Below are 21,526 nucleotides of genomic sequence, written 5' to 3' on the forward strand. Positions count from 1 at the left end.
GTAAACTCGTCTAAAATAATTACAGCTTTCAAACCAGAAGCTTGAAGACGACACAGGGGGATTGGGGGATTAATGTCGTTTACGACAATTCTAGGCATCATGGTTGGCCTCGGGCTATTTATCGGATCGATCTTTATCTCGACCGATAACTACCTTGTATTCATTAGCCTTTCGAGTGCGCTGATGGTGGTTGGCGGTACTCTTGCCGCGACCTTTATCGCCTATGAAGCACGTTATGTTCTTTTGGCTCTGAAACTGATTTTCAAGATTTTTCGCGCCCCGCAAATGGGTCGCGGGCAGCTGACCGGTGAAGTTGGCCGTGTTGTTAAATGGGGCTATCTGCTTCAGAAAAAGGGCATCAATGCCCTGGAACAGGAAGCCGAACGGGTCGGCAAGGACGAACCGTTTCTGGGCTGGGCCATGGAAGTTGTCATTACCGGTTATAACGGCGATGAAGTCGCCGAGATGCTTCACAACGCCATTGATAATGCCTTTAGCCGCAACCTTGTCCCTGTCGCCATCCTTAAAAGCATGGCGGCTGCGGCCCCGGCCTTTGGCATGATCGGAACGCTGGTCGGTCTTGTCATTATGCTTGATAAAATGGCCGATGATCCGACGTCGCTTGGCGCCGGACTTGCAATCGCGTTGATCACAACACTTTATGGCATCGTTGCCGCCCGCTTCTTCTTTATGCCTGCCGCCAGCAAAATCCAGCAGCGCGAAGAAATCATGCGGTTTCGCAATTACCTGATTGCCGAAGGCCTGATCATGCTGGCCGACCGCAAAGGCCCGCGTGCCATTCAGGACCGAATGAATTCGTTCCTTGATCCGGCCATCCATTTCAATATCGATAAATCTGCGAAGTAAGGATCAGCATCATGGCACGTCGCAGAAAAGGAATGCAGCCCGTCGCAGAGGAAGAAGTCAACGAGGATTGGCTTGCCACATATGCCGATGCCATCACCCTCCTCATGGCGTTCTTTGTCATGCTGGTCAGCTTCTCTAAAATCGAAATCCCGATCTTTGAAAAGGTTCAGGCCGGTATTGCCGAACAGATCGGCAAACGTGATGTTGTTCGCCCGACCCAGGTTCTGGAAACTGACCTGAAAGATGTCGTGTTCAACATGGCGATGGACAGTGCGGTCAATGTATCGACCGATGATGAAGGCATCCTGATGGAAATGGGCAGCGGTTCATTCTTCCAGCCGGGATCAGCCAATCTGACCAAGGATGCGGTTTTGTTTCTCAAAGACATCGCCGATCTTTTGAAAGAACCGCGCTATCTTGGTTTCCAGATCGAAGTCACGGGCCATACAGACGATAGCCCGATCAGTTCGCCGCGCTTCCCGTCCAACTGGGAACTGGCAGCCGGTCGGTCCATTGCTGTCGTTCGCTTTTTTGCCGCCCTTGGTGTTGATCCCAATCAGAACCGGATGCGCGCCATTTCATATGGCGACACCAAACCGAAATTGCCCAATCGCGATGATTCGGGCAACCCGATAGAAGAAAACCGCGACGCAAACCGCCGCATTGAAATCCGCGTATTTCCGAAATACTCACGCGTCTTTTGACCTTATCAGTCCAGGGCGCGCATCTATTCGATCCGCAGCACCATTTCATCGCGCGCGGCAAAGGCCCCGGACCAGGTTGATCTGGCCTGTTGTTCGATGACAGTCATGTCCGCATCATTATGGTCCGGGTCGTGATGGAACAGCGCCAGACGCTTGGCATTGGCCGCCTTGCACAAACGAATGCCTTCCTGCCACGTCGAATGTCCCCAGCCGATCTTCTGCTCAAACTGTTCGTCGGTGTAGGTGCTGTCATAAATGACAAGATCGGCATCCTGTATGAAATCCAGAATGATTTCATCAGGCTTGCCCGGTTGGTGTTCGGTATCGGTTACAAAGCAAACGGCAAGTCCGTCATGCTCGACCCGAAAGGCCGTCGCCCCGTTGGGATGACGCAGCGGGGCTGTCTTGATCACAATCCCCTCACCCGGCTTCAATTCATCACCAACATTGAAATCCTCAAAAGTCAGTTTTGACTTCATTGCCGATAACGGCACCGGAAATGTCGGGTTTGCCATCTGTGCGGAAAATACGCGTTCAACCCCGCCCTGATCGGTCAAATGTCCGGCCATCACATGAAAGGAGGCCTTTGGATTATAGGCAGGCACAAAGAACGGGAACCCGTTGATATGGTCCCAATGGGTATGGGTCAAAAAGATCGTCGCTTCTGTCACCTGACGGCGGATCAGATCCTTGCCCAAATTGCGGATACCTGTTCCGGCATCAAAGATCAGAACCTTGTCCGCAACCCGCATTTCCAGACAGCTGGTATTCCCACCATAAACCACATGATCTGGCGATGGGCAGGCAATGCTGCCGCGCACCCCCCAGAACTTAACCTCAATCGACATTCAATAGACCCCGTCCACCCGTTGACAGTTCGATACGGATCATTGCTGCTACATCATTAAAAGATAGCATTTTATTCACACAAACCAATCAAGGATTGTGCATTTTTGTCGCCCGCACTCGAACCTGCGTCCCAATTTTTGCATCAAACATTTGATCTGCCCGTCCACAATTAACCGCAATTTCGCACAGATCAACCGAATTGCCGTAATGAAATGCCGATCCCGCCGGTACATCGGAAAATGTCCGTGCCCCCAAAATATTGTGATCCCCGACAATCAGACTTGCGCCACGATCTTGTACGCGCAATCCAGTCATCAGATTACCGTATGTATCGATATAAATGACTTCGGCCAATTCGTCGGGCCATGATTTTGCCTCAACACACCGTTGATCAAGGCTTAGCGGGTGCGTGTCAAAATCCTGTCCAATCGCGATTTTTGCTGCAATCGGCGCGAAAATATCGCGTCCATGAAAACTTGCCGACAGATTTGCCGGTTGCCAGTCAATCAAAGACAAAGTGACGTTTTCAGACCGACGAATGATCATTTCAAACAAACCGTTATCCGGTCCGACATACGACACACCATCCGCCTCGACCACCAATGCTTTGCGGGTACTCCCGACACCGGGATCAACCACCGCCAAAACCACATCACCGGGCTGAAATTCACGCGCCAAAGCTGCTAGCAAATAACTTGCTGCCTTTGGGTTTCGATCAGGCGCATCGACCATCAGATCACAAACAGCAACATCCGGTGCGGTGCGCATCACAACCGACCGCATTGTCCCGCTATAGGGACCGTTCACACCAAAATCGCTAAAAATAAAAATCATCTGTGCCGAACTTCTTTGCCAATCATCGCCCGACGCAATCCCGTCAGGAACGACAACGCCGGTGGCACATACATCATCCCCACCGGCGTTATCCTGATCTTTATATGGGGATTTCCCCGCAGGTTACTTGACTTCGCAGAACTGGCCGCGACGCTTCAAATCCGCACACAACGAATTTGCGGCACTGTCACTTAACCCTGTCGCCATCAGGCGATAATAGGTGCCCTTGCCCGGAATATTGGCCGTGGTCACACCATGTTGCAGGGATGCCAACTGTCCATAACGCCCGGTTAAAATCTGCCAACCTCGTTCGGCCTGCGCCTGATTGCGATAGGACGCCAAATGGACCGACTTCGTGCCACTGGCCATTGCAGGCTGTGCTGGCGCGCTTGTAGCATTGTCACTGGCCTGTACCGGACGGCTTTCCCCGGTTGCGACCCGACGAACAGGCTCCCCTGCATTCAGGGTCATGGCTGTTCCCTTGGCCGGTTCAACAATCGCAGCCTCGATCGCATCACGTTCGCGTTTGAATTCGTCGGGCGTTACCAGCTTCATGCTTTGCAGATCTTCGATCCGGGCAATCTGGCGGGCAGCATCCATCAGTCCCTGTGGCGCGGGTGGCGGCACGGCGCGCTGACGCGGCTGTGCGGGCAACAAGGCATCAAGAATTGCCGTACGCTCGTTAACATGTTCCTGCACGGTAATGGCACCGATCTGCAAGGAACGGTTCAGCTGGTTCAACCGTTGTTCGACCTGCGTGCCATCAGGTGGCGCAGTATTCAGGAATGCGGCGGGTGCCTGTTGGCTCATGGGCAAAAGCGCGCCAAGATTGGCCGAACGGCGTGCCGAATATTCTTCGGGCGTGATCAGCCCGGAAGATTGCAGATTGCGCAAAATCGAAAAACGTTTTGCAACCGCTTCGTCCCCGCCATTCAAAGCAGCACCGGCAGGAATATCCATCGCCTTGGTGGCACCACTTGTCATCATCGGCTGGGGTGCGGCTGTCATCGGGGTACTTGCCATACCCGTACCGGTCACATTGCCAAGCCCCGACGGGCTGGTGACGATCTGGTCATTGATGCTCAGCGATCCGGGAAGCCCGCGTTCCAGACGATTGAGGTTAAATTCCGCCGCATCCCGCAAGGGCCGCGGCTGGGTTCCCGTAGCAGAGGACATCAAAACCGTGCCCGGCGGGTTCATGGCCATCAAGGTGTGATAGCCATCGCGTGCACGATCAGGGCGATTGGTATTTTGATAAAGAACCGACCGCCACAGCATCGCGTGACCGTCTTGCGGATTTTTGCGTAATGCTTCGTCAAACAGACGTTCGGCCGATGCATAATCACCAGATGCAAGTTGCTGAAGACCAAGAGCGGTATAATTGTCATCGGCAAAGGATGTTGCTTCGTCCCAGAAATCCTGATCCAGCAACGGCGCACAGGCCGACACCCACGAAACCATACCGATCACAGCAACTCCCTTGCCGATCTTCAGCCAGTTTCCGGTCCGCTTTGCGGATAGCTGCATCGCGCCAATCCCCTATTTTCTAAAACCTATTTCCGGAAATCATGCTGCATCCCTTTGCCCTATACCAGCAAAAACCAGCGACATTTCCCATACCGCATTGATTTTGCACCCTGCTTGCCAAGAATTCGTTAAAGCCGCCAACCAGGACAAGTTATGGATTATTTTCGCGGATTAATTCAATTTGATTGTTTTTCATGGCCTTGCCCTACCATATGTATAGTTCATATAAAGAAGACAGGTTTAGAGCCATTAACCTGTGCTTCAGAACATTATGATTTGATTAGACATCGTTCTTGGGTATATGCAACGCACGCATAAACGACAAAAATAGCTATCTTTCAGGGGTCCCGCGTGATCGAACCGCAACAATTTGGCCAACAGGCCCTTCAAGAATACCTGTTGCTGGATTATGTCCAACGGCTTGAAACCCGTAAATACGGGCATCGCGCCGTGCATATCCATTTGTCACGTATGAAGCCGTTCCATCGCCGCGACTATCACATTCGCGTCGCGACCAATACCTTTGAAAGCTATGTCAAACTGTATGTTGGACGCATTTTTGTCCTGACCAACAATGATCTGATTTTTGTCTGGAAAGACAAATCCATCGCCGATGTCGAACCGGCCGTTGATACCCTGCGCTACCTTTTCCGCGATGATCCGCTTTCCCAGGATGAAAGCGAAGAAACCGGTTTTTGCACTTGGTACAACCTCAATACCGAGTTCCAGGAATTCCTTTTGCTGTGCCAGCACCTTGATGAACGCGCCAAGAAGGTGCAGCAAAGCAGCAAGATGCGCACCGCGATGCAACGCGAAAAGGATGAACCGCTTAACCCGATTAACGCGGAAAACCTTGCCCAGCTTGAAGAAACCATCCATTCCGCCGATCTATCGGAACATATCCGTCAGCAGCCCGTGTGCGTCTTTACGCAAAGTGGCTCCCGGGAACTGCACCCGGTCTTTGACGAGTTTTTTGTATCGATTACCGATCTGCGTAATGCCCTGATGCCCAATATTGATCTGGCATCAAATCGCTGGCTGTTTCAGCACATGACAGAAGTCCTTGATAAAAGGATGCTGAACTATCTGTGCAAGCGGACGTTCAAGACGCACGCCAGTTCGTTCTCGATCAACCTTAATCTTGGTACCCTGACGTCGCGGGATTTCGACAAATTTGACGAAACCGTGCGCCGTAAATGGCCGGGCAACGTCATCCTCGAACTGAACCAGGTTGACCTGTTCTCGAACCTTGAAACCTATCTCAGTCTTCGGGACGACTTCCACAAACGCGGCTATCGCATTCTGATCGATAACCTGACGGTGGAATCGCTGTCATTTGTGGATCGCAAAAGCCTGAAGGCCGACTTCATCAAGGTCGCTTGGCGTGAAGAAATGACCGACAACGTTATCCGTAAAAAATACGGCGAAATGGATAGCCTTGTGAAGAACTCCGGTCGCGAACGCGTGATCCTTTGTCGCTGCGATACGCCAACCGCAATCAAATTCGGTCAGTCGCTCGGCATTACCCTGTTCCAGGGGCGCTATATCGACAATATGGTTGCCCGCCAACGTCGTGCGAAGCAGGCCCAGAAAGCCGCCCAAAAGCCGAAATAATCCGGTTGCACGCGTGGGCCATCCCAAAACCATTCTCAAAGGTCGGGGTATCCCCGGCCTTTTTGCATTTCATCCTGACAATTCCTGACAGGAACCTTGGCAGATTGTGCCCGCAGCTGCATTTCCACCCTTGGCATATTTGGAACAAAAAGAGTACAAATAGCCATGTTGTACGCACTGTGCCCGGAATGCCATCATAAATGGCGATTGCATCATGATCGACCGCTCCCCAAAAGCGGTGCGGGATCCTATGTGCCTTGTCCGGCCTGCAACAACCAACGCGCCCTCGCCCATGCCGAGCTGCCCGATCTGTTTATCGGCCATCTTGATTGCGATGCCTTTTATGCCTCGATTGAAAAGCGTGACCGGCCGGAACTGGCAGACCTTCCTGTGATCATTGGTGGCGGCCATCGCGGCGTTGTTTCAACCTGCTGCTATGTGGCGCGCAAATTCGGCGTACGTTCGGCCATGCCGGCCTTCAAGGCGCGTGAACTCTGCCCGGACGGCATATTCCTGCCCCCTGATATGAAGAAGTATCAGCGCGAAGGTTATCGCGTACGCGACATGATGCGCGCCCTGACCCCCGACATCGAACCTCTATCGATTGACGAGGCCTTTATGGATCTGTCAAACGCTCGGGAATCGCATGGCAAATCCCCGGCCGAATGTCTGGCCGAGTTGCAATCAACCATCCGCAAGGAAGTCGGCATCACGGTTTCCATCGGGCTTTCCTACAACAAATTCCTGGCCAAGATCGCCTCGGACCTGAACAAGCCATTCGGCTTTTCAATGATTGGCGCACAAGAATCCGTCGATTTCCTTGCCGACAAGCCGGTTCGCATGATGTGGGGCGTTGGCCCGGCGATGGAACGCAAACTCCATGACGATGGCATCACCCGCATAGGACAGCTTCAGGAACTTGATATCCATACTCTTCAGGGACGTTACGGCAGTATCGGCAAGCGATTCTATTACTTTTCGCGCGGACAGGATAATCGCCGGGTCGAACAAAGCAGCGAACGCAAAAGCCTGTCTTCGGAAACCACCTTTGACAAAGACATCTCAAGCCTGTCGGAACTTACAGACATTGCCACCCGCCTGACCGCCCGGGTTGCCAGTGATCTGGCCCGCAAGGAAATAGCCGGACATACGGTTGTACTGAAACTGAAATCATCGGATTTCAAAACACGTACCCGCAATATGCGCCTGACCCACCCGACATTGCGCGAAGATGTTATCCTCGACACCGCCCTGACATTGCTGAGAAAAGAAATCGACGGCACCAAGTACCGCCTGCTGGGTGTTGGCGTCGCAGACCTGTTTGCCGCTGACCAGGCCGATCCGGTTGATCTGTTCGCCGAAACCCCGTCGGCAAATGAACCCGCCCGCACCACGAAACAGCAAGAAACCGAAGAAACCGCACGCGTCGCAATCGAGCTCCCCCGCCCGACCGCCGAACAACTGCGCGAAAGCCTGACAAGGCGCTATCGCCTGCACAAGAAAAAGATCGTGCGTCAACAACGTTTCAGGTTTTAGGAAAAACGACCCGAAAACGAAAAATGCCCGTCAGCGCGAAGCTGCGGGCATTTTTTCATTTGGCCAAATCTTTCGTAAGAAAGATGGCGTCCCCTAGGGGATTCGAACCCCTGTTGCCGCCGTGAAAGGGCAGTGTCCTAGGCCTCTAGACGAAGGGGACACAAGCACAAGTGCCAATGTCGTATGACTTTCGGTTGGTGGCGTCCCCTAGGGGATTCGAACCCCTGTTGCCGCCGTGAAAGGGCAGTGTCCTAGGCCTCTAGACGAAGGGGACACAAGCACAAGTGCCAATGTCGTATGACTTTCGGTTGGTGGCGTCCCCTAGGGGATTCGAACCCCTGTTGCCGCCGTGAAAGGGCAGTGTCCTAGGCCTCTAGACGAAGGGGACGCAGCGCGTTAACGAGGCCGGTTTTTAGCGATTGGGTCGGGTCAGGTCAAGCGGCTTTTTCGCCCTTATGACGTTTTTTTTAATCCCCCACCGAAAATAGGGCCATATCTCACCCAATCCCGCAAAAACCACAGCTCATTGTTTAACCAGATGGTTTATTTCTTCCATCCATTCGCCAAATGAAGGCCAACTGATGCCCCACAAAAGTCGAAATGGATGGAAAAAATATTTTCAGATCAGTCCCTTTTACGCTTCGCCCCGAACCAAAAGCTGATTCCCGCTACCGCCAGACCGATTCCAAGGAACATAAACATCGCCTGATAGCCACCCGGCGACCCTGCATCGAATTGCCCGATGATCAGCCCTGCAATCCCCTGAAGAACAAACAGACCGGCAAAGGTCGCAAGATTGACCGTCGTCAGGGCACGCCCGATCTGATGTTCCGCCACAGCCTGACGGGAGGCCGCATAACTAAGCGTCGCACTTGATCCGATAAAGCCATGGATCAGCATCAGCACAGCAGCCACACCCACGCCCCACGGCCCGATAAAGGCCTGCAGAAGACACGCCCCTGCCCCGACCAGTACAGCAAAGACAATCAGACCATGAATTTTGCCCGGCATCTTGCGCGACAACTGCCCATAGGAAGGCGGGCCCAGGATCATACCAATCGTCATGATCAGCAAAACATTGCCGACCTCAACCGCATTAAGGCTAAAGACATCATGCAGATAAGGTCCGCCCCACAATCCGCGCACGGTCAGGATCGCTGGATAGCTGAAGAAAGCGACACCTGAAAGCAACCAGACCTGCCGATTCTTCCAGACCGAGACCATGCCCTTCAAAGCTTCAAAAACCGTTTCGCCCTTGTGATCTGGCGCGACATAGCCCGGCGGGTTGTCACGCACAAACAAAAGATCAAGCACCACGGCAAGCAAACTGATCCCGGCAAGACCGTAATAGACCGTCCGCCAGCCATGCGTTTCCACAAGGGCGGCAAGCGGTGTTGATGACGCCAACACACCAAGCAGGCTAAAGGACACAATAAGCCCCGACGCAGCTGCAAACTTTTCCGGTGCGGTCCAACGTGCGGCAAGGACAAGGGCCGCCATAAAGGCCGCCGAGCAGCCAAGACCGATAATCGCCTGCCCGATCATCAGACCAAGCACACTTTGCGCATTGGCAAAGATAATGACGCCGACCACGGTTGCCATCATCAAAAGGCCATTGGTCAGACGCGGGCCATAGCGATCAAGCATCACCCCGACCGGAATTTGCATCAGGGCAAAGGCAAAATGGAAGCTGCCGGAAATCAAGCCAAGCTGTTCGGGCGTAACTGCAAGCTCACCGCGCAGCGGCTCTGCCAACAGGGCCTGGGCCGAGCGGAAAAACTGGCTTAGTGAAAAAGCCAGAAGGATCGGCGCAAGAACCAGAATAAAATGACTGGTCCGTGCTTTTGGGGGCGAGTGTTTGATGTGTTCTGTCATGATGTCATCTGGGATAATCCCATCATGACAGAACGGCAAGTCTTTGCGTCACATGGCAAATATGCGCAACAGATTTGCCTATTGGCCCGATTTCCGCGCAAGCATCAAAACCCGCAATGAGGTTTGGCCTATTGGCTGTGGGAAAGGCTTCCGGAGATACGCGGCGACTGGCCTTCGATCACACCATATTCGGCCATTATCCGGTCAAACTGGCCATCTTCAATAATGTGGTCATATGCGTGTTGCCATGCCCTGATCACGGCATCCGGTGTTGTTTTTAAAAAAGCCAGATACAGGTCACCACTGGAAAAAGCATAGACCATCTCAAGGTCGTCACGCTCAAGCGGGCTGTTGCGAAGCTGTTCAAACAACTCGATATCGGACGAAACAATCATGGAAATCCGCCCGGCGGCAAGCATCTGCACACCAACCCGGGGATTATGCAAAGGTTCCAGATTTTCAAAGCCGTATGATCGAAGCGCCGTTTCATCCGCCCCACCCGCCTGAACACCGATCAGGCCGGAATGACGCAAATCGTCAAGCGATCTTGCCAGGTTTGGCGTATCCACCAACTGAAATATCCCGGCATTGGTCGGGACAAGTGGCCCGACCCAGCGATAAAGGTCTTCGCGTTGCGGGGTGCGTGTCATCGAAAACACACCGATATTGCTTTCGGTATCGATCTGTTGAAGGGCCCGCTTCCAGGCCATGACTTCAATGCGTTTGGCGTATCCCAGACGGGCGGCCATGGCCTGAACAACTTCGGCCCCGATCCCGCGCAACTTCCCGGTTTCATCGAGATAGTTAAACGGCGGGTATTCTTCGGTTAACAAGGTGACATCGAGAGAACGGACAAAATCCGCAGGATCGCCAAACGACACACCATCTGCCTTGGCGACAGTCATGGCACCGCTCAGTGCCGACAGGACCATGCCCGCAATCAAGCCCGGCTTTAATGTCTTGGCAAAACCGGGAATCACAAGACGTCCCAATGCGCGTCCAATCGCGTTTGGCACGCGACCTTGCCCCCGGCCATCGACCGTCGGGGATATAAGCCTAAAAGCAACAGGAGCGCATAACTTCATCAGGGCTACGGTCACAGCTTGTCACGACAATGGCCTGTAACCTGATTTACCAGCAATTCCCGCCTGTTTCAACGCCCAACACTAAACGATGGTATATACACAACCATTCAAACAGGCAGTGCCACGTCATCAATGATCAGCTGAACGCCGTCATTCCCCTGCCAGCTATCCCGGCGCAAATGCCCCAGAATATGCAACGGACGGCCACCATGCTTGATCAGGGTCTGGCCCATATCGTTATCAAGGCATCGGAATGCAATCGCCTTAAGCCGCCCCTTGCCATTGGCCCCGGTCAGGATACAGCGCACATGATCAGCCCCGACCACATCGGCCTTTACCGCCCGGCAATCCACGAACACAAACCGGGGCTCGGCATTCCCCGCCCCGAACGGTCCAAGTTTCTCAAGCGCATTGATCAGCTCGATCGTTGCCCCATGGGCATGAAGCGCGCCATCGACCGTGATGGTCGGGCGAATGTCATTTTCTTCAATGATCTTGGCAAAGCGTTCTTCAAGGAATGTTTCAAACGCATCGCGCTTTTCAGGATCAAGGGTAAAGCCCGCCGCCATGCCATGACCGCCCCCATTGATCAAAAGCCCGGCCTGCCGGGCGGCGATGATCGCCGCACCAAGATCAATCCCGCGCACCGAACGCGCCGACCCCTTATAGACCCCGTCAACCATCCCCATCACCAGGGATGGCACGTGGTAACGATCCTTAAGCCTGCTTGCGACAATACCGATCACACCGGGATGCCAGTCCTCCCCGCCAACCAGCACCATGGAGCCGACTTTTGTCTTGCCCTCGACCGCACTGATGGCCTGATCAAGGACGATATCCTCGATGGCTTTGCGTTCACGGTTATATTCATCAAGCTTGCGTGCGATATCCTGCGCCTGTGCCGGGTTCTCCCCCGAAAGCAGGGTCGTCCCGAGGAAACTTTCGCCAACGCGGCCACCGGCATTCACGCGCGGCCCCAGGACATAGCCAAGATGATAGGCACTGGGTGTTTCATTGACGCCAGCCACATCGGCAAGCGACGTCATACCGACGTTTGAACGGTGCTTCATCACCTTAAGCCCCTGGGTAACAAAGGCCCGGTTTAGCCCGCGCAACGGCACCACATCGCACACCGTGCCTAGCGCCACCAGATCAAGCCAGCCACGCAAATCAGGCGCGCGAACACCGGCCTTTTCAAGCCAGCCGCGATTGCGCAATTCGCGCAACATCGCCACACACAGCAAAAATGCGACACCCGCTGCACACAGATGTCCAAGGCCACTTTCATCATCAAGACGGTTCGGGTTGACCACCGCAACGGCGGCGGGCAATTCCGGCTCGGCCGCATGATGATCCACCACAATAATTTCGATCCCGGCATCCCTGGCTTCCTGCAACGGGCCATAGGCCGTCACACCGCAATCCACGGTCAGGATAAGCTTGGCACCCTTGCGCTGCAGCTCAAGCAATGCCGGCGCATTGGGGCCATACCCCTCTGTCATGCGATCGGGAATATGTACCGGAACATCGGCACCAAGGGCACGGAAGAAGCGTTTCAAAAGTGCCGTGCTGGTCGCGCCATCAACATCATAATCGCCAAAAACGGCAATCTGTTCGCCGTTTTGAATGGCATCGGCAATACGCGCGGCCGCCTTGTCCATATCCTGCAAGGATGACGGATCAGGCATCAGATCACGCAAGGTCGGCGACAGGAAACTTTCGGCATCATCAAGCCCGACACCGCGATTGGCCATCACCCTGCCAACGATTTCAGGCACGCCAAAGCGTTGCGAAATCGTGGTTGCCAATCGTTCATCGCTTGCGCGTTCCCGCCACCATTTCCCGGTAACGGAACGCTCGATGCCCATGAAGGTCGTTTCTTTTGCGTGCTCTGTCATGCCCTATGAAATAGCGCAATCTTGGGCCCGCTTAAACCGGATAATGAACCGATCTGAAAACTTCCTTCATGGGTACGCAATTTTAGCCCTGCGGATTTTCACGACACCAATTAAGGACGTTCTCGGCATCGGCTGCCGGATCAGCGACGGGATAGAAAACCTTGGTGATTTTGCCATCGTCAATGACCATGGTCAGACGCTTGAACAGGCGCATTCCGTCTGCTTCGAAATCAGGCATCGCCATTGCTTCCTTAAACCGATGATCGGCATCAGACAGCAACAGGAATGGCAGGTGAAGACGCTCTGCGGCTTCTTTTTGGTAATCGGTGGTCTGGCTGGAAAGCCCGTAAAGGTTTGCAACACCAACCGCACGAAGTTCCGCCGCATGATCGCGGAACGAACAGGATTGTGGCGTACAGCCCTTGGCACCGGGAATTTCATCCCAGCCTTCGGGTGACGGCACACCGGGCTCGGCCGTGCGGGGATAGGCATAAACGACTGTGCGCCCGGCCAGGTCAGAAAGATCAACCATCTGATCATCGGTCGCACCAAGCGGCAAGGCTGGCAACATCTGCCCGGTCAGTCGTTCGATCACATGCGCTTCGCTTTCGGTATTCATTCAAACTCATCCCTGAAATATCCGGCCCGTTGTTTCCTTGTTGTTCGGGCATTTATGGATTCAAGATAGGTGTGATTTCTCAAACCGAAAAGAAGATGTGATTGCGCATTGTGGAAAAGTTCACAGTTCGGTACTGTGCAGGACATCAAACCAGTTCTGCTTTCCACCCAAGACACGCACAATCAAAATGTGGTCGGCTTCGACTTTGTATATGACCAGATGGCTTTGATGTATCTGGATGCGAACCGGTGGAAAGAACTCTGGACGTTCGCGCGCCATCAATGGTGTTTGCACAAGCCCGTCAAACAACTGCACCAACCCGTCGATATAGATATCTGCCTGATCAACCGACCAGGTTTCGGCCGAATACCGCCAAATATTTTCAAGGTCCTCGATTGCCTTCGGAGTTAACAGATACCCTGTCAGCTTATCCGATGACATGACGCTGACGCATTTTCAGTTTGAAGTCGCCGGCATCAAACTTTTGTGCATCACCACTCTCAAGCCCTTCGGCAACGGCAGCCTGAAGAACATCAATAGCTTCTTGCCGTTCCTGATCCTTGCGGATCAAGTCGCGCACATAGTCGCTGGCATTGCTGTAACGGCCAGTATCAGCACGTTTTTCAACCCATTGCTTCATGGTATCGGGCAGGGAAACATTCATTGTCGCCATGGCAAATTCCTCCTGCCTCAGATTATCTACTCTTGACGATCTTTGTCAAAAAGATTGGCAATCTTTGCCATAAGCAAGGCTATTGCCTGCAACCATTCGTTATGTGACCTTGGCGCTACAACCATAAAGGATACGAGCAATGCCCCACAAAAAAGGTCTGCGGATCGGATTGACCATCCTGTCCGTGCTTGGTGCAGTAATGTCGATGCCATTGGTAATGTTTTCACCAATGATGTTTGACGCCCCGGGCTCAGACGAAAATCCCCTCGCCCAGTTCCTGTTCTTCAGCGTTCTGGCGTTTCCGCTGCTTTGCCTGATGGGTGGCATCCTGCCCTGGATGTTCAAACGCCACCCTAAATCGATCTGGCTTTACGGCCTGACCGGCCTTGGCATCCTGTTGCTGATAAGCGCTGTGACCTTACTGGAAGTCGCGTGCAGCGGGGATTTCAGTTGCTAATCACACAATGCCTTCGTCTGCGGCAATAAGCGCAAGACCATGCGCAACCGAAAGGAATGGCTGGCCAATTTCGATGCGGTCCTTGCCAAAGCCGTCTTCAAAGATTTTGCGCACTGCCGGGACATAGGATGTGCCGCCGGTCATGAAGACCTTTGAAACGTCTTTTGCATCGACACCGGACTGTTCAAGGCAGTTCTTGGCCGCAAGTTCGATCTCGGCAAGGTCCGGTGCGATGGCGGTTTCGAAATCGGCACGGGTCAGTTTTTCTTCGATTTCCACCCCGCCGTGGGAGAACTGCAAAATGGTGCTGTCGTTATCGGAAAGCTCTGCCTTGGCCTTGGAAACCGTCTGATAGAGGTGGAAGCCCATTTCATCTTCAATGATCGCCACCAGATCTTCGATGTCGTCGGGGCGGGTTGCCGAACGGATCAGGCTTTTGATTTCGTTGATGGTTTTGGGCTGGTTCATCATGGCAAGTTCGTGCCAGCGCGAAAAGGCCGTGTAATATTGACGCGGCACCGGAAGGGTCGCACCCATTGATTTGTAATCCGATCCAAAGCCAAGGCGCGGCCAAACGGCCTGCTGGATGATGCGATAGTCAAACCTGTCGCCTGCGATGCCAAGACCGGTATGGGCAAGTGGCTGCACACCACGAATGCCAAGACCCGGCGTAAAGCGGATCAGCGAAAAGTCACTGGTACCACCGCCAAAGTCGGCCACAAGAACGGTTTCGGGTTTATCAAGCTCGCGCCCGTAATAATAGGATGCCGCAAGCGGTTCAAACACCATTGCCTCGACATCAAAACCGGCCTGCTCATAGGCACCACGCAGGCGCATTTCGGCAAAGTCGTTGTCGGGATTGTTACCTGCAAAGGCAACCGGACGCCCGGAAATCACCCGATGACCCAGCCAGCCAAGGCTGTGCTGCGCAAAGTGATGAATTTGCGTCAGGAACGTTCCGATCAAATCCTCGATCGAATAGGTCGTGCCGAAAATATCGGTTCCTTCGAAATCCTTGGTCGCCAGATATGATTTCATCGACTGGATCAGTCGGCAATCATGGCTTTCCTTAAGATATTCGGCGATTGCGAACGGGCCGGAGCAGCTTTTGGAATGGGTCGGTGCACCCGGTGCTGTAAGTTCCTGCTCCTCCCAGAAATAGAGGATGGTGCGGTATGTATCAAAGCTGTTGGCACCGACTTCAAACTTCGCCGATTGCACATTGCCTGCGCTGTCTGCGACCGCAAGAACAGAATTGGTCGTACCGAAATCAAGGGCGATAATTTCAGACATCAGGCAGGCTCCGATAAAGGCGTATTGGAAGGGGGCGGAGGATGTAACCCAGACCGCCCTGCCCTGCAAGCAATTAAACGAAAAAAGGGAGCGCCCGAATTGATAACGAGGCACTCCCTTTTCGAAGGTCAGAATTCCGGTCGCTTATTTGTACCAGATTTTCCGGCTGAAATCGTGAACAGCGCGGACATAACGTACCGTACCGGACTGCGAACGCATCACGATGCTTTCGGTTTCGGCACCATTGGCAAAACGACGCACACCGCGCAGCATCGCGCCATCGGTAACACCGGTAGCTGCAAACATGACATTGCCCTTGGCAAGCTCGCCGAGCTTGTATTTGCGGGTCAGGTCTTCGATGCCCCATTTCTTGGCGCGGGCAATTTCGTCATCATTGCGGAACACAAGACGGCCCTGGAACTGACCACCGATGCAACGAAGTGCTGCCGCGGCAAGAACACCTTCCGGTGCGCCGCCGGTGCCCATGTAAAGATCAATGCCCGAGGTTTTCTGCGAAGTCGCGATCACACCGGCAACGTCACCATCACCGATCAGCATGATGCGCGCACCTGCTTCGCGGGTTTTGGCAATGATTTCCTGATGGCGCGGACGATCCAGAATGCAAACTACAAGGTCAGCAACATCGCAGCCCTTGGCAAGGGCTAGGCTTTTAAGGTTCTCAAGCGGGGTCGCATCAAGATCAACCACATCATCGGGAAGGCCACCGCCAACCGCGATCTTGTCCATATAGGTGTCCGGCGCATTCAGGAAGCCACCCTTTTCGGCCATGGCAACAACCGCCAAAGAGTTCGGGCCACCGGTCGCACAGATGGTCGTGCCTTCAAGCGGATCAAGCGCAATATCGATCTCCGGGCCATTGCCCGAACCGACTTCCTCGCCAATAAACAGCATCGGGGCCTCGTCGCGTTCGCCTTCGCCGATCACGACCGTACCTTTGATATCCATGCTGTTCAGCGCATTGCGCATCGCGTCGACAGCAGCTTGGTCAGCTGCCTTTTCATCGCCACGCCCCATAAGGCCCGAGCACGCCAGTGCTGCCGCCTCGGTTACGCGAACCGTTTCAAGCGCAAGATTTCGATCCATTTTGTCTTCCTTGTCTGATGTGCAGGGTCTGGGGGCCCTGTCTCGTTGTTGTCTTTTTTCCGAATCTTTGTTCGGACCTTACAACAGCGCCCCGCATCATGACAGGTGCGAGGCGCTTTGAGCTTTAAAGTTTTAAGATGCGAAGCTTTCGATGCGCATCAATACCGGCGGCTGCGAATTGCTTTCGAAGGCGGCAATATCATTGACGGCCCCCGACATCGCGGACTCGGTCGTTTCGTGGGCGACGATCACCACCGGCACAACCCCGCCTTCGGTTTCCGCGCGGCCATGCTGGATCATGGAGGCCATCGACACGCCATGTTTGGCAAGGGTCGCGGTTACTTCGGCCATCACACCCGGGCGATCCCACACCATCAGGCGCAGATAATAGGCACCAGTATGCTTTTCGAGTGACGCGCGCACGTTTTTCTTAAGACGTTCAGCAGGCACACCAAAGACCGGGGCGCTGCGCCCTGCTGCGATATCGACGATATCGGCAACAACCGCCGATGCAGTCGGACGTTCGCCCGCCCCGCAGCCCTGTAGAACCACCGGACCAACATAATCACCTTCAAGGGCAACCGCGTTAAACACGCCTTCGACCTTGGAAATCTGGGTTGCACGATCCACCATTACCGGGGAAACGCGCTGTTCGATGCCTTCGGCGGTCTGTTTGGCAATGCCCAGCAACTTGATGCGATAGCCAAGCTCTTCGGCCAGTTGAATATCAAGGGCGGAAACGCTGCGGATGCCTTCAACTGCAACCGCATCGAAATCAACCTCGGTGCCGAATGCCAGGCTGGCAAGGATCGCCAGCTTGTGCGCGGCATCAATACCATCTACGTCAAAGGTCGGATCAGCCTCGGCATAGCCAAGTTTCTGTGCTTCGGCCAGAACGTCGGCAAAGTCACGGCCCTGTTCACGCATGGTGGTCAGGATATAGTTGCACGTACCGTTCAGGATGCCGGTCACACGCGTGATCGCATTGCCTGCCAGACCTTCACGCAGCGCCTTGATCACCGGGATACCGCCGGCCACTGCGGCCTCATAGGCAATGGTGACATTGTTGGCATCGGCAATCTGGGCCAGTTCAACACCCTTAAGCGCAATCAGCGCCTTGTTGGCGGTAACGACATGCTTGCCATTTTCAAGGGCGGTCTTGCAGACATCATAGGCGATGCCTTCGGATCCACCGATCAGCTCGACCAGAATGTCGATCTCGGCATCTGCGGCAAGATCACGTGCATCATCGTACCAGGTCAGACCATCAGTCGAAAAACCACGATCACGAGTTCGATCACGCGCCGATACCGCTGTAACAACAATCTGGGTGCCCGAACGGTCAGCCAGAATGTCGCGATGTTCACTCAGCAGTTTAACGGTTCCGGCACCGACCGTACCAAGGCCTGCCACACCGATTTTTACGACGTCTTTCACGATAACTCCTTAAGCACGTGGTTCGTTTCGCAAGCGCGCATATAACCGAAACCGGTTATCGCGTCCTGATAAAATTACGCCCGGGACATGTCCCGGGCGAAACACAGAATGCTTTATCGGATATCAGAAAGATTTCTTCAACAGTTCACGTGCAGATTCTGCATCCGGACATTTGGCAAAGAACTGTTTGATGTTCCGGTTGGCCTGACGGATGCGGTGTTTGTTCTCGACCAGTGCAATACGCACATGGCGATCGCCATATTCCCCAAAGCCAAGACCCGGTGCCACAGCAACCCCTGCTTCCTGCAAAAGCAGCTTGGAGAAATCAAGCGAACCCAGCTCGGCAAACGGTTCCGGGATCGGGGCCCAGGCAAACATGGTTGCCGCCGGGCTTGGAATTTCCCAACCCGCACTTTGTGCGCCTTCGATAAAGATATCGCGGCGTTCGCGGTACAGATTACGGAACCCTTCAACACAATCCTGCGGACCGTTAAGGGCCGCGGTTGCCGCCACCTGAACGGGGGTGAAGGCCCCGTAATCAAGATATGACTTGATCCGGGTCAGCGCGTTGATCAGCTTTTTGTTGCCGGTGGCAAAACCGATACGCCAGCCCGCCATCGAATAGGTTTTCGACAGCGAATAGAATTCAACGGCAATGTCCTTCGCGCCCTTGCACTGAAGGATCGAGGGCGGCGGATTGCCATCAAAGTAAATCTCGGAATAGGCAATATCAGACAGCACATAGATTTCATGCTTGCGGCAGAAATCGACAACTTCCTGATAGAAATCCAGATCAACCACAAGCGATGTCGGGTTGGCCGGGAAGTTCAGGACAACCGCACTTGGTTTCGGGACCGAGTGCTTGACCGCACGGTGCAGCTGTTCCATGAAGCTTTCGGTATTGAACGTGCCCTGATCGTCATCGCCAATTGGAATATGGCGCAATGCTGCACCGGCAATGATGAAGCCGAATGCATGGATCGGATAGGACGGGTTCGGCACCAGGAAAATATCACCCGGGCTGGTGATCGCGGCAGCCAGGTTGGCCAGACCTTCCTTGGAACCGATGGTCACAACAGTTTCGGTTTCCGGATCGATATCAACACCAAAGCGGCGCCCGTAATAGGCTGCCAACGCCTTGCGCAAGCCGGGAATACCACGCGACATCGAATAGCCATGCGTGCGCGGGTTCTGAACCGTTTCAACCAGTTTATCGACAATATGTTGCGGGGTGGCCGGGTCCGGGTTGCCCATGCCGAAATCAATAATGTCCTCACCCGCTCGCCGTGCCGCCGCCTTCATCGCATTTACTTCTGCGAATACGTAAGGGGGGAGACGTTTTATGCGGTGGAAGTCTTGGGACATTATCCTACATCCTCATCAAATTGCCGAATTTCGAATTTTATGTGAAAAGCACATCCTCGAATTCACGAAAATTGCGTTTGAGCCACTAAAATTGGCCCGAAGCAGCGAACAATTCGAAGGATGTACCTTTTATGGAAATCATACTCAACGAATTAATGCGCCTGATCCATGCATAATTCGCATTTGCGGCAAGCGCACGGCGCGAATTCGGCAAAATTCCCGTAATTCAGGATTATTCACTGCGCTTTCAAAAAATCTGCCGGAACGAGAACAGCGCGAAAGGATTGCTCCCTTCGCGCTGCTGAAATCTGTTTCGGGTCAAACCGCCCCGAATAGACCGGATCAGTAATCCAGATAAATCTCGACGCGGCGGTTGCCGGCTTCACCTGCCGGAACGCCTTCGTAATAGCGCGGGTCCGCCGATCCGTCGGCACCGACAAAGATCGCATCCGGTGCAACACCAAGTGACAACAGGCGCGACACAACGGCCGATGCACGGCCTTCGGATACGCGACGGTTCACCGCCATATGATGTTCAAGCGACATATTACCGGTCCGCATTGAGGCATGACCGATTACACGCAAAACGCCACCGGTCTGCTGCCAGGTGCTGGCGACCTGCTGCAGAACCGAATAATCCGAACCGCCAAGATTTGTCGAGCCGTGACCAAACTGGATCTGCGCGATCTGCATGCCATTGATTGCCGGTGGCAGCTGATCTACCGAACCAACACCAAGACGCGATGCAAGTCCGCTGTTGCTGGCGGTCTGATCCATCATACCGGATTCGTCATACCCCGCCGAACCACCGCCAAGCTGGCTTTGATCGACGACAACCGAACCATCATCGGAATACATGGAATAATCAAAACCCAGACCGGAATCGATGGTCGCGGCCGGTTCATTGGCAAAAACGCCCTGCCCTTCGGCAAGACGGCGCTGATACTGATCCATCACCGGATCGCCGGTTGAAACCGGTGCGGCCTGCGATGCTTCATACGCGGCAAGCTGTTGCTGGCGCGCGACATTACTGTTTGCTGCATCAAGTGCAGCCTGCGCCTCGGCGATGGCGGCTTGTTCATCAAGGTTTGGTTCGGCCGGTGCTGCTACCGGGGTCGGCACAGTACCGGACGCCGCAGACTTGGCATTCCATTCATCGGCAATTGACGAACCGGTCGGCGCCGAAGTCACCGCACTTGTGGTTGCCGCTGCTGTTGCCGCCGTTGCAGCAGCCGTCGCCGACGTCGTTGCCGCCGAGGTCGGTGCTGCCATCGCGCTTGTGGTGACCGGGGTCGTCGGCGCAGGCGTCACAATCGGCTGGGCAACCGGGACTTCCGGTGCATTTTGAAGCGCGTTAACCGGTGCACTGCTTTGACGGCGACCGGACTGGCTGTATTGCGCATTGGCGCGGTCCGCAGCAAGACCTGCGATCAACGCATCGCGTTCCTGGTCACCGGTGACAATCGGCTTGCTCGGGGTATCGGCAAGGCTGGGATATTCACCATCTTCACCGGGAATCGGCTGTTCGGATTTTGCGCCGGCGGTTTCATCATCGCCGTCAAACATGTCACCGACCGACTTCCCCCATTCGACCGGATTGATTGCATCAGGAACAGAAGAACAAGCGCCCAATGCCAGCACCACCGCCAGCGCAGAGCCGGTCTGCAGAACCATCCGCAGCTTCCCCCTTGCAGTTTCCTGCCACGACCACTGCTCTGTCGTCGATTTCAGAACGCCCATTTGTTTTCGCTGCTCCAAATTCAGTTGGATGACCTTTGCGTTAAAATAT

The 21,526-nt window shown here is 54.2% G+C and carries 19 protein-coding genes and 3 tRNA genes; 5 read left to right on the forward strand and 17 right to left on the reverse strand.

The features are described 5' to 3' along the window. The first annotated feature begins 72 nt into the window (after nucleotides 1–72). Complete coding sequence (locus TH19_RS12480) at nucleotides 73–867, forward strand: motility protein A (RefSeq protein WP_114102669.1); 795 nt, start codon at nucleotides 73–75, stop codon at nucleotides 865–867. Nucleotides 868–878: 11 nt separating this feature from the next. Beyond that, nucleotides 879–1,571, forward strand: a complete 693-nt coding sequence (locus TH19_RS12485; protein ID WP_114102670.1) for an OmpA/MotB family protein — start codon at nucleotides 879–881, stop codon at nucleotides 1,569–1,571. A gap of 23 nt (nucleotides 1,572–1,594) precedes the next feature. Here TH19_RS12485 and TH19_RS12490 read toward each other — a convergent pair whose 3' ends face one another. From TH19_RS12490 to TH19_RS12500, 3 genes are all read right to left on the reverse strand, one after another. Then, nucleotides 1,595–2,419, reverse strand: coding sequence for an MBL fold metallo-hydrolase (locus tag TH19_RS12490; protein ID WP_114102671.1), 825 nt, complete (start codon nucleotides 2,417–2,419; stop codon nucleotides 1,595–1,597). Nucleotides 2,420–2,507: 88 nt separating this feature from the next. Next, on the reverse strand, nucleotides 2,508–3,254 hold the full coding sequence (locus TH19_RS12495) for an SAM hydrolase/SAM-dependent halogenase family protein (protein ID WP_114102672.1): 747 nt from the start codon (nucleotides 3,252–3,254) through the stop codon (nucleotides 2,508–2,510). 123 nt (nucleotides 3,255–3,377) lie between these two features. Further along, nucleotides 3,378–4,781 carry an SPOR domain-containing protein gene (locus TH19_RS12500; RefSeq protein WP_114102673.1) on the reverse strand — a complete coding sequence of 468 codons (1,404 nt, stop codon included), beginning with the start codon at nucleotides 4,779–4,781 and terminating at the stop codon, nucleotides 3,378–3,380. Nucleotides 4,782–5,132: 351 nt separating this feature from the next. On the opposite strand from TH19_RS12500, the gene TH19_RS12505 reads away from it, so the two are divergent. Both TH19_RS12505 and TH19_RS12510 read left to right on the forward strand, forming a co-directional pair. Then, on the forward strand, nucleotides 5,133–6,395 hold the full coding sequence (locus TH19_RS12505) for an EAL domain-containing protein (RefSeq protein ID WP_114102674.1): 1,263 nt from the start codon (nucleotides 5,133–5,135) through the stop codon (nucleotides 6,393–6,395). Between the two features lie 165 nt (nucleotides 6,396–6,560). After that, nucleotides 6,561–7,931 (forward strand): DNA polymerase IV, encoded by a 1,371-nt coding sequence (locus tag TH19_RS12510; protein ID WP_114102675.1) that lies wholly within the window; start codon nucleotides 6,561–6,563, stop codon nucleotides 7,929–7,931. An 84-nt stretch (nucleotides 7,932–8,015) separates the two neighbouring features. Here TH19_RS12510 and TH19_RS12515 read toward each other — a convergent pair. The 9 genes from TH19_RS12515 to TH19_RS12555 form a co-directional block, all read right to left on the reverse strand. After that, nucleotides 8,016–8,091 (reverse strand) — tRNA-Glu (locus tag TH19_RS12515). Between the two features lie 38 nt (nucleotides 8,092–8,129). Next, nucleotides 8,130–8,205: transfer RNA gene (locus TH19_RS12520), tRNA-Glu, on the reverse strand. Nucleotides 8,206–8,243: 38 nt separating this feature from the next. After that, a tRNA-Glu gene (locus TH19_RS12525) sits at nucleotides 8,244–8,319 on the reverse strand. Between the two features lie 236 nt (nucleotides 8,320–8,555). Then, complete coding sequence (locus TH19_RS12530) at nucleotides 8,556–9,806, reverse strand: MFS transporter (protein WP_114102746.1); 1,251 nt, start codon at nucleotides 9,804–9,806, stop codon at nucleotides 8,556–8,558. Nucleotides 9,807–9,934: 128 nt separating this feature from the next. After that, on the reverse strand, nucleotides 9,935–10,822 hold the full coding sequence (locus TH19_RS12535; RefSeq protein WP_181846403.1) for a substrate-binding periplasmic protein: 888 nt from the start codon (nucleotides 10,820–10,822) through the stop codon (nucleotides 9,935–9,937). A gap of 176 nt (nucleotides 10,823–10,998) precedes the next feature. Next, the gene (recJ, locus tag TH19_RS12540; RefSeq protein ID WP_258547945.1) at nucleotides 10,999–12,789 is read right to left on the reverse strand and encodes a single-stranded-DNA-specific exonuclease RecJ; all 1,791 of its coding nucleotides are present in this window, start codon (nucleotides 12,787–12,789) and stop codon (nucleotides 10,999–11,001) included. Nucleotides 12,790–12,871: 82 nt separating this feature from the next. Continuing rightward, the gene (locus tag TH19_RS12545; protein ID WP_114102677.1) at nucleotides 12,872–13,408 is read right to left on the reverse strand and encodes a peroxiredoxin; all 537 of its coding nucleotides are present in this window, start codon (nucleotides 13,406–13,408) and stop codon (nucleotides 12,872–12,874) included. A 120-nt stretch (nucleotides 13,409–13,528) separates the two neighbouring features. Next, entirely contained in the window at nucleotides 13,529–13,849 is a 321-nt protein-coding gene (locus TH19_RS12550) for a type II toxin-antitoxin system RelE/ParE family toxin (protein ID WP_114102678.1), read from the reverse strand. Further along, nucleotides 13,836–14,081 carry a type II toxin-antitoxin system ParD family antitoxin gene (locus TH19_RS12555; RefSeq protein ID WP_114102679.1) on the reverse strand — a complete coding sequence of 82 codons (246 nt, stop codon included), beginning with the start codon at nucleotides 14,079–14,081 and terminating at the stop codon, nucleotides 13,836–13,838. The genes TH19_RS12550 and TH19_RS12555 overlap by 14 nt, the downstream gene beginning before the upstream one ends. Nucleotides 14,082–14,220: 139 nt before the next feature. On the opposite strand from TH19_RS12555, the gene TH19_RS12560 reads away from it, so the two are divergent. Continuing rightward, complete coding sequence (locus TH19_RS12560; protein WP_258547946.1) at nucleotides 14,221–14,538, forward strand: hypothetical protein; 318 nt, start codon at nucleotides 14,221–14,223, stop codon at nucleotides 14,536–14,538. On the opposite strand, the gene TH19_RS12565 is transcribed toward TH19_RS12560, so the two are convergent. The 5 genes from TH19_RS12565 to TH19_RS12585 all read right to left on the reverse strand — a co-directional run bounded on the left by TH19_RS12565 (nucleotide 14,539) and on the right by TH19_RS12585 (nucleotide 21,411). Beyond that, nucleotides 14,539–15,831 (reverse strand): Hsp70 family protein, encoded by a 1,293-nt coding sequence (locus tag TH19_RS12565; protein ID WP_114102680.1) that lies wholly within the window; start codon nucleotides 15,829–15,831, stop codon nucleotides 14,539–14,541. A gap of 144 nt (nucleotides 15,832–15,975) precedes the next feature. Next, entirely contained in the window at nucleotides 15,976–16,935 is a 960-nt protein-coding gene (glpX, locus tag TH19_RS12570) for a class II fructose-bisphosphatase (protein WP_114102681.1), read from the reverse strand. A 132-nt stretch (nucleotides 16,936–17,067) separates the two neighbouring features. Then, a complete protein-coding gene (locus TH19_RS12575) occupies nucleotides 17,068–18,372 on the reverse strand; it encodes a homoserine dehydrogenase (protein ID WP_114102682.1) in 1,305 nt (434 codons plus the stop codon). A gap of 123 nt (nucleotides 18,373–18,495) precedes the next feature. After that, nucleotides 18,496–19,737 carry an LL-diaminopimelate aminotransferase gene (locus TH19_RS12580; protein WP_114102683.1) on the reverse strand — a complete coding sequence of 414 codons (1,242 nt, stop codon included), beginning with the start codon at nucleotides 19,735–19,737 and terminating at the stop codon, nucleotides 18,496–18,498. A gap of 342 nt (nucleotides 19,738–20,079) precedes the next feature. Then, complete coding sequence (locus tag TH19_RS12585; RefSeq protein ID WP_258547947.1) at nucleotides 20,080–21,411, reverse strand: OmpA family protein; 1,332 nt, start codon at nucleotides 21,409–21,411, stop codon at nucleotides 20,080–20,082. Nucleotides 21,412–21,526 lie beyond the last annotated feature (115 nt).

The organism is Thalassospira profundimaris, assembly GCF_003326675.1.
GTDB classification, from domain to species: Bacteria; Pseudomonadota; Alphaproteobacteria; order Rhodospirillales; family Thalassospiraceae; genus Thalassospira; species Thalassospira aquimaris.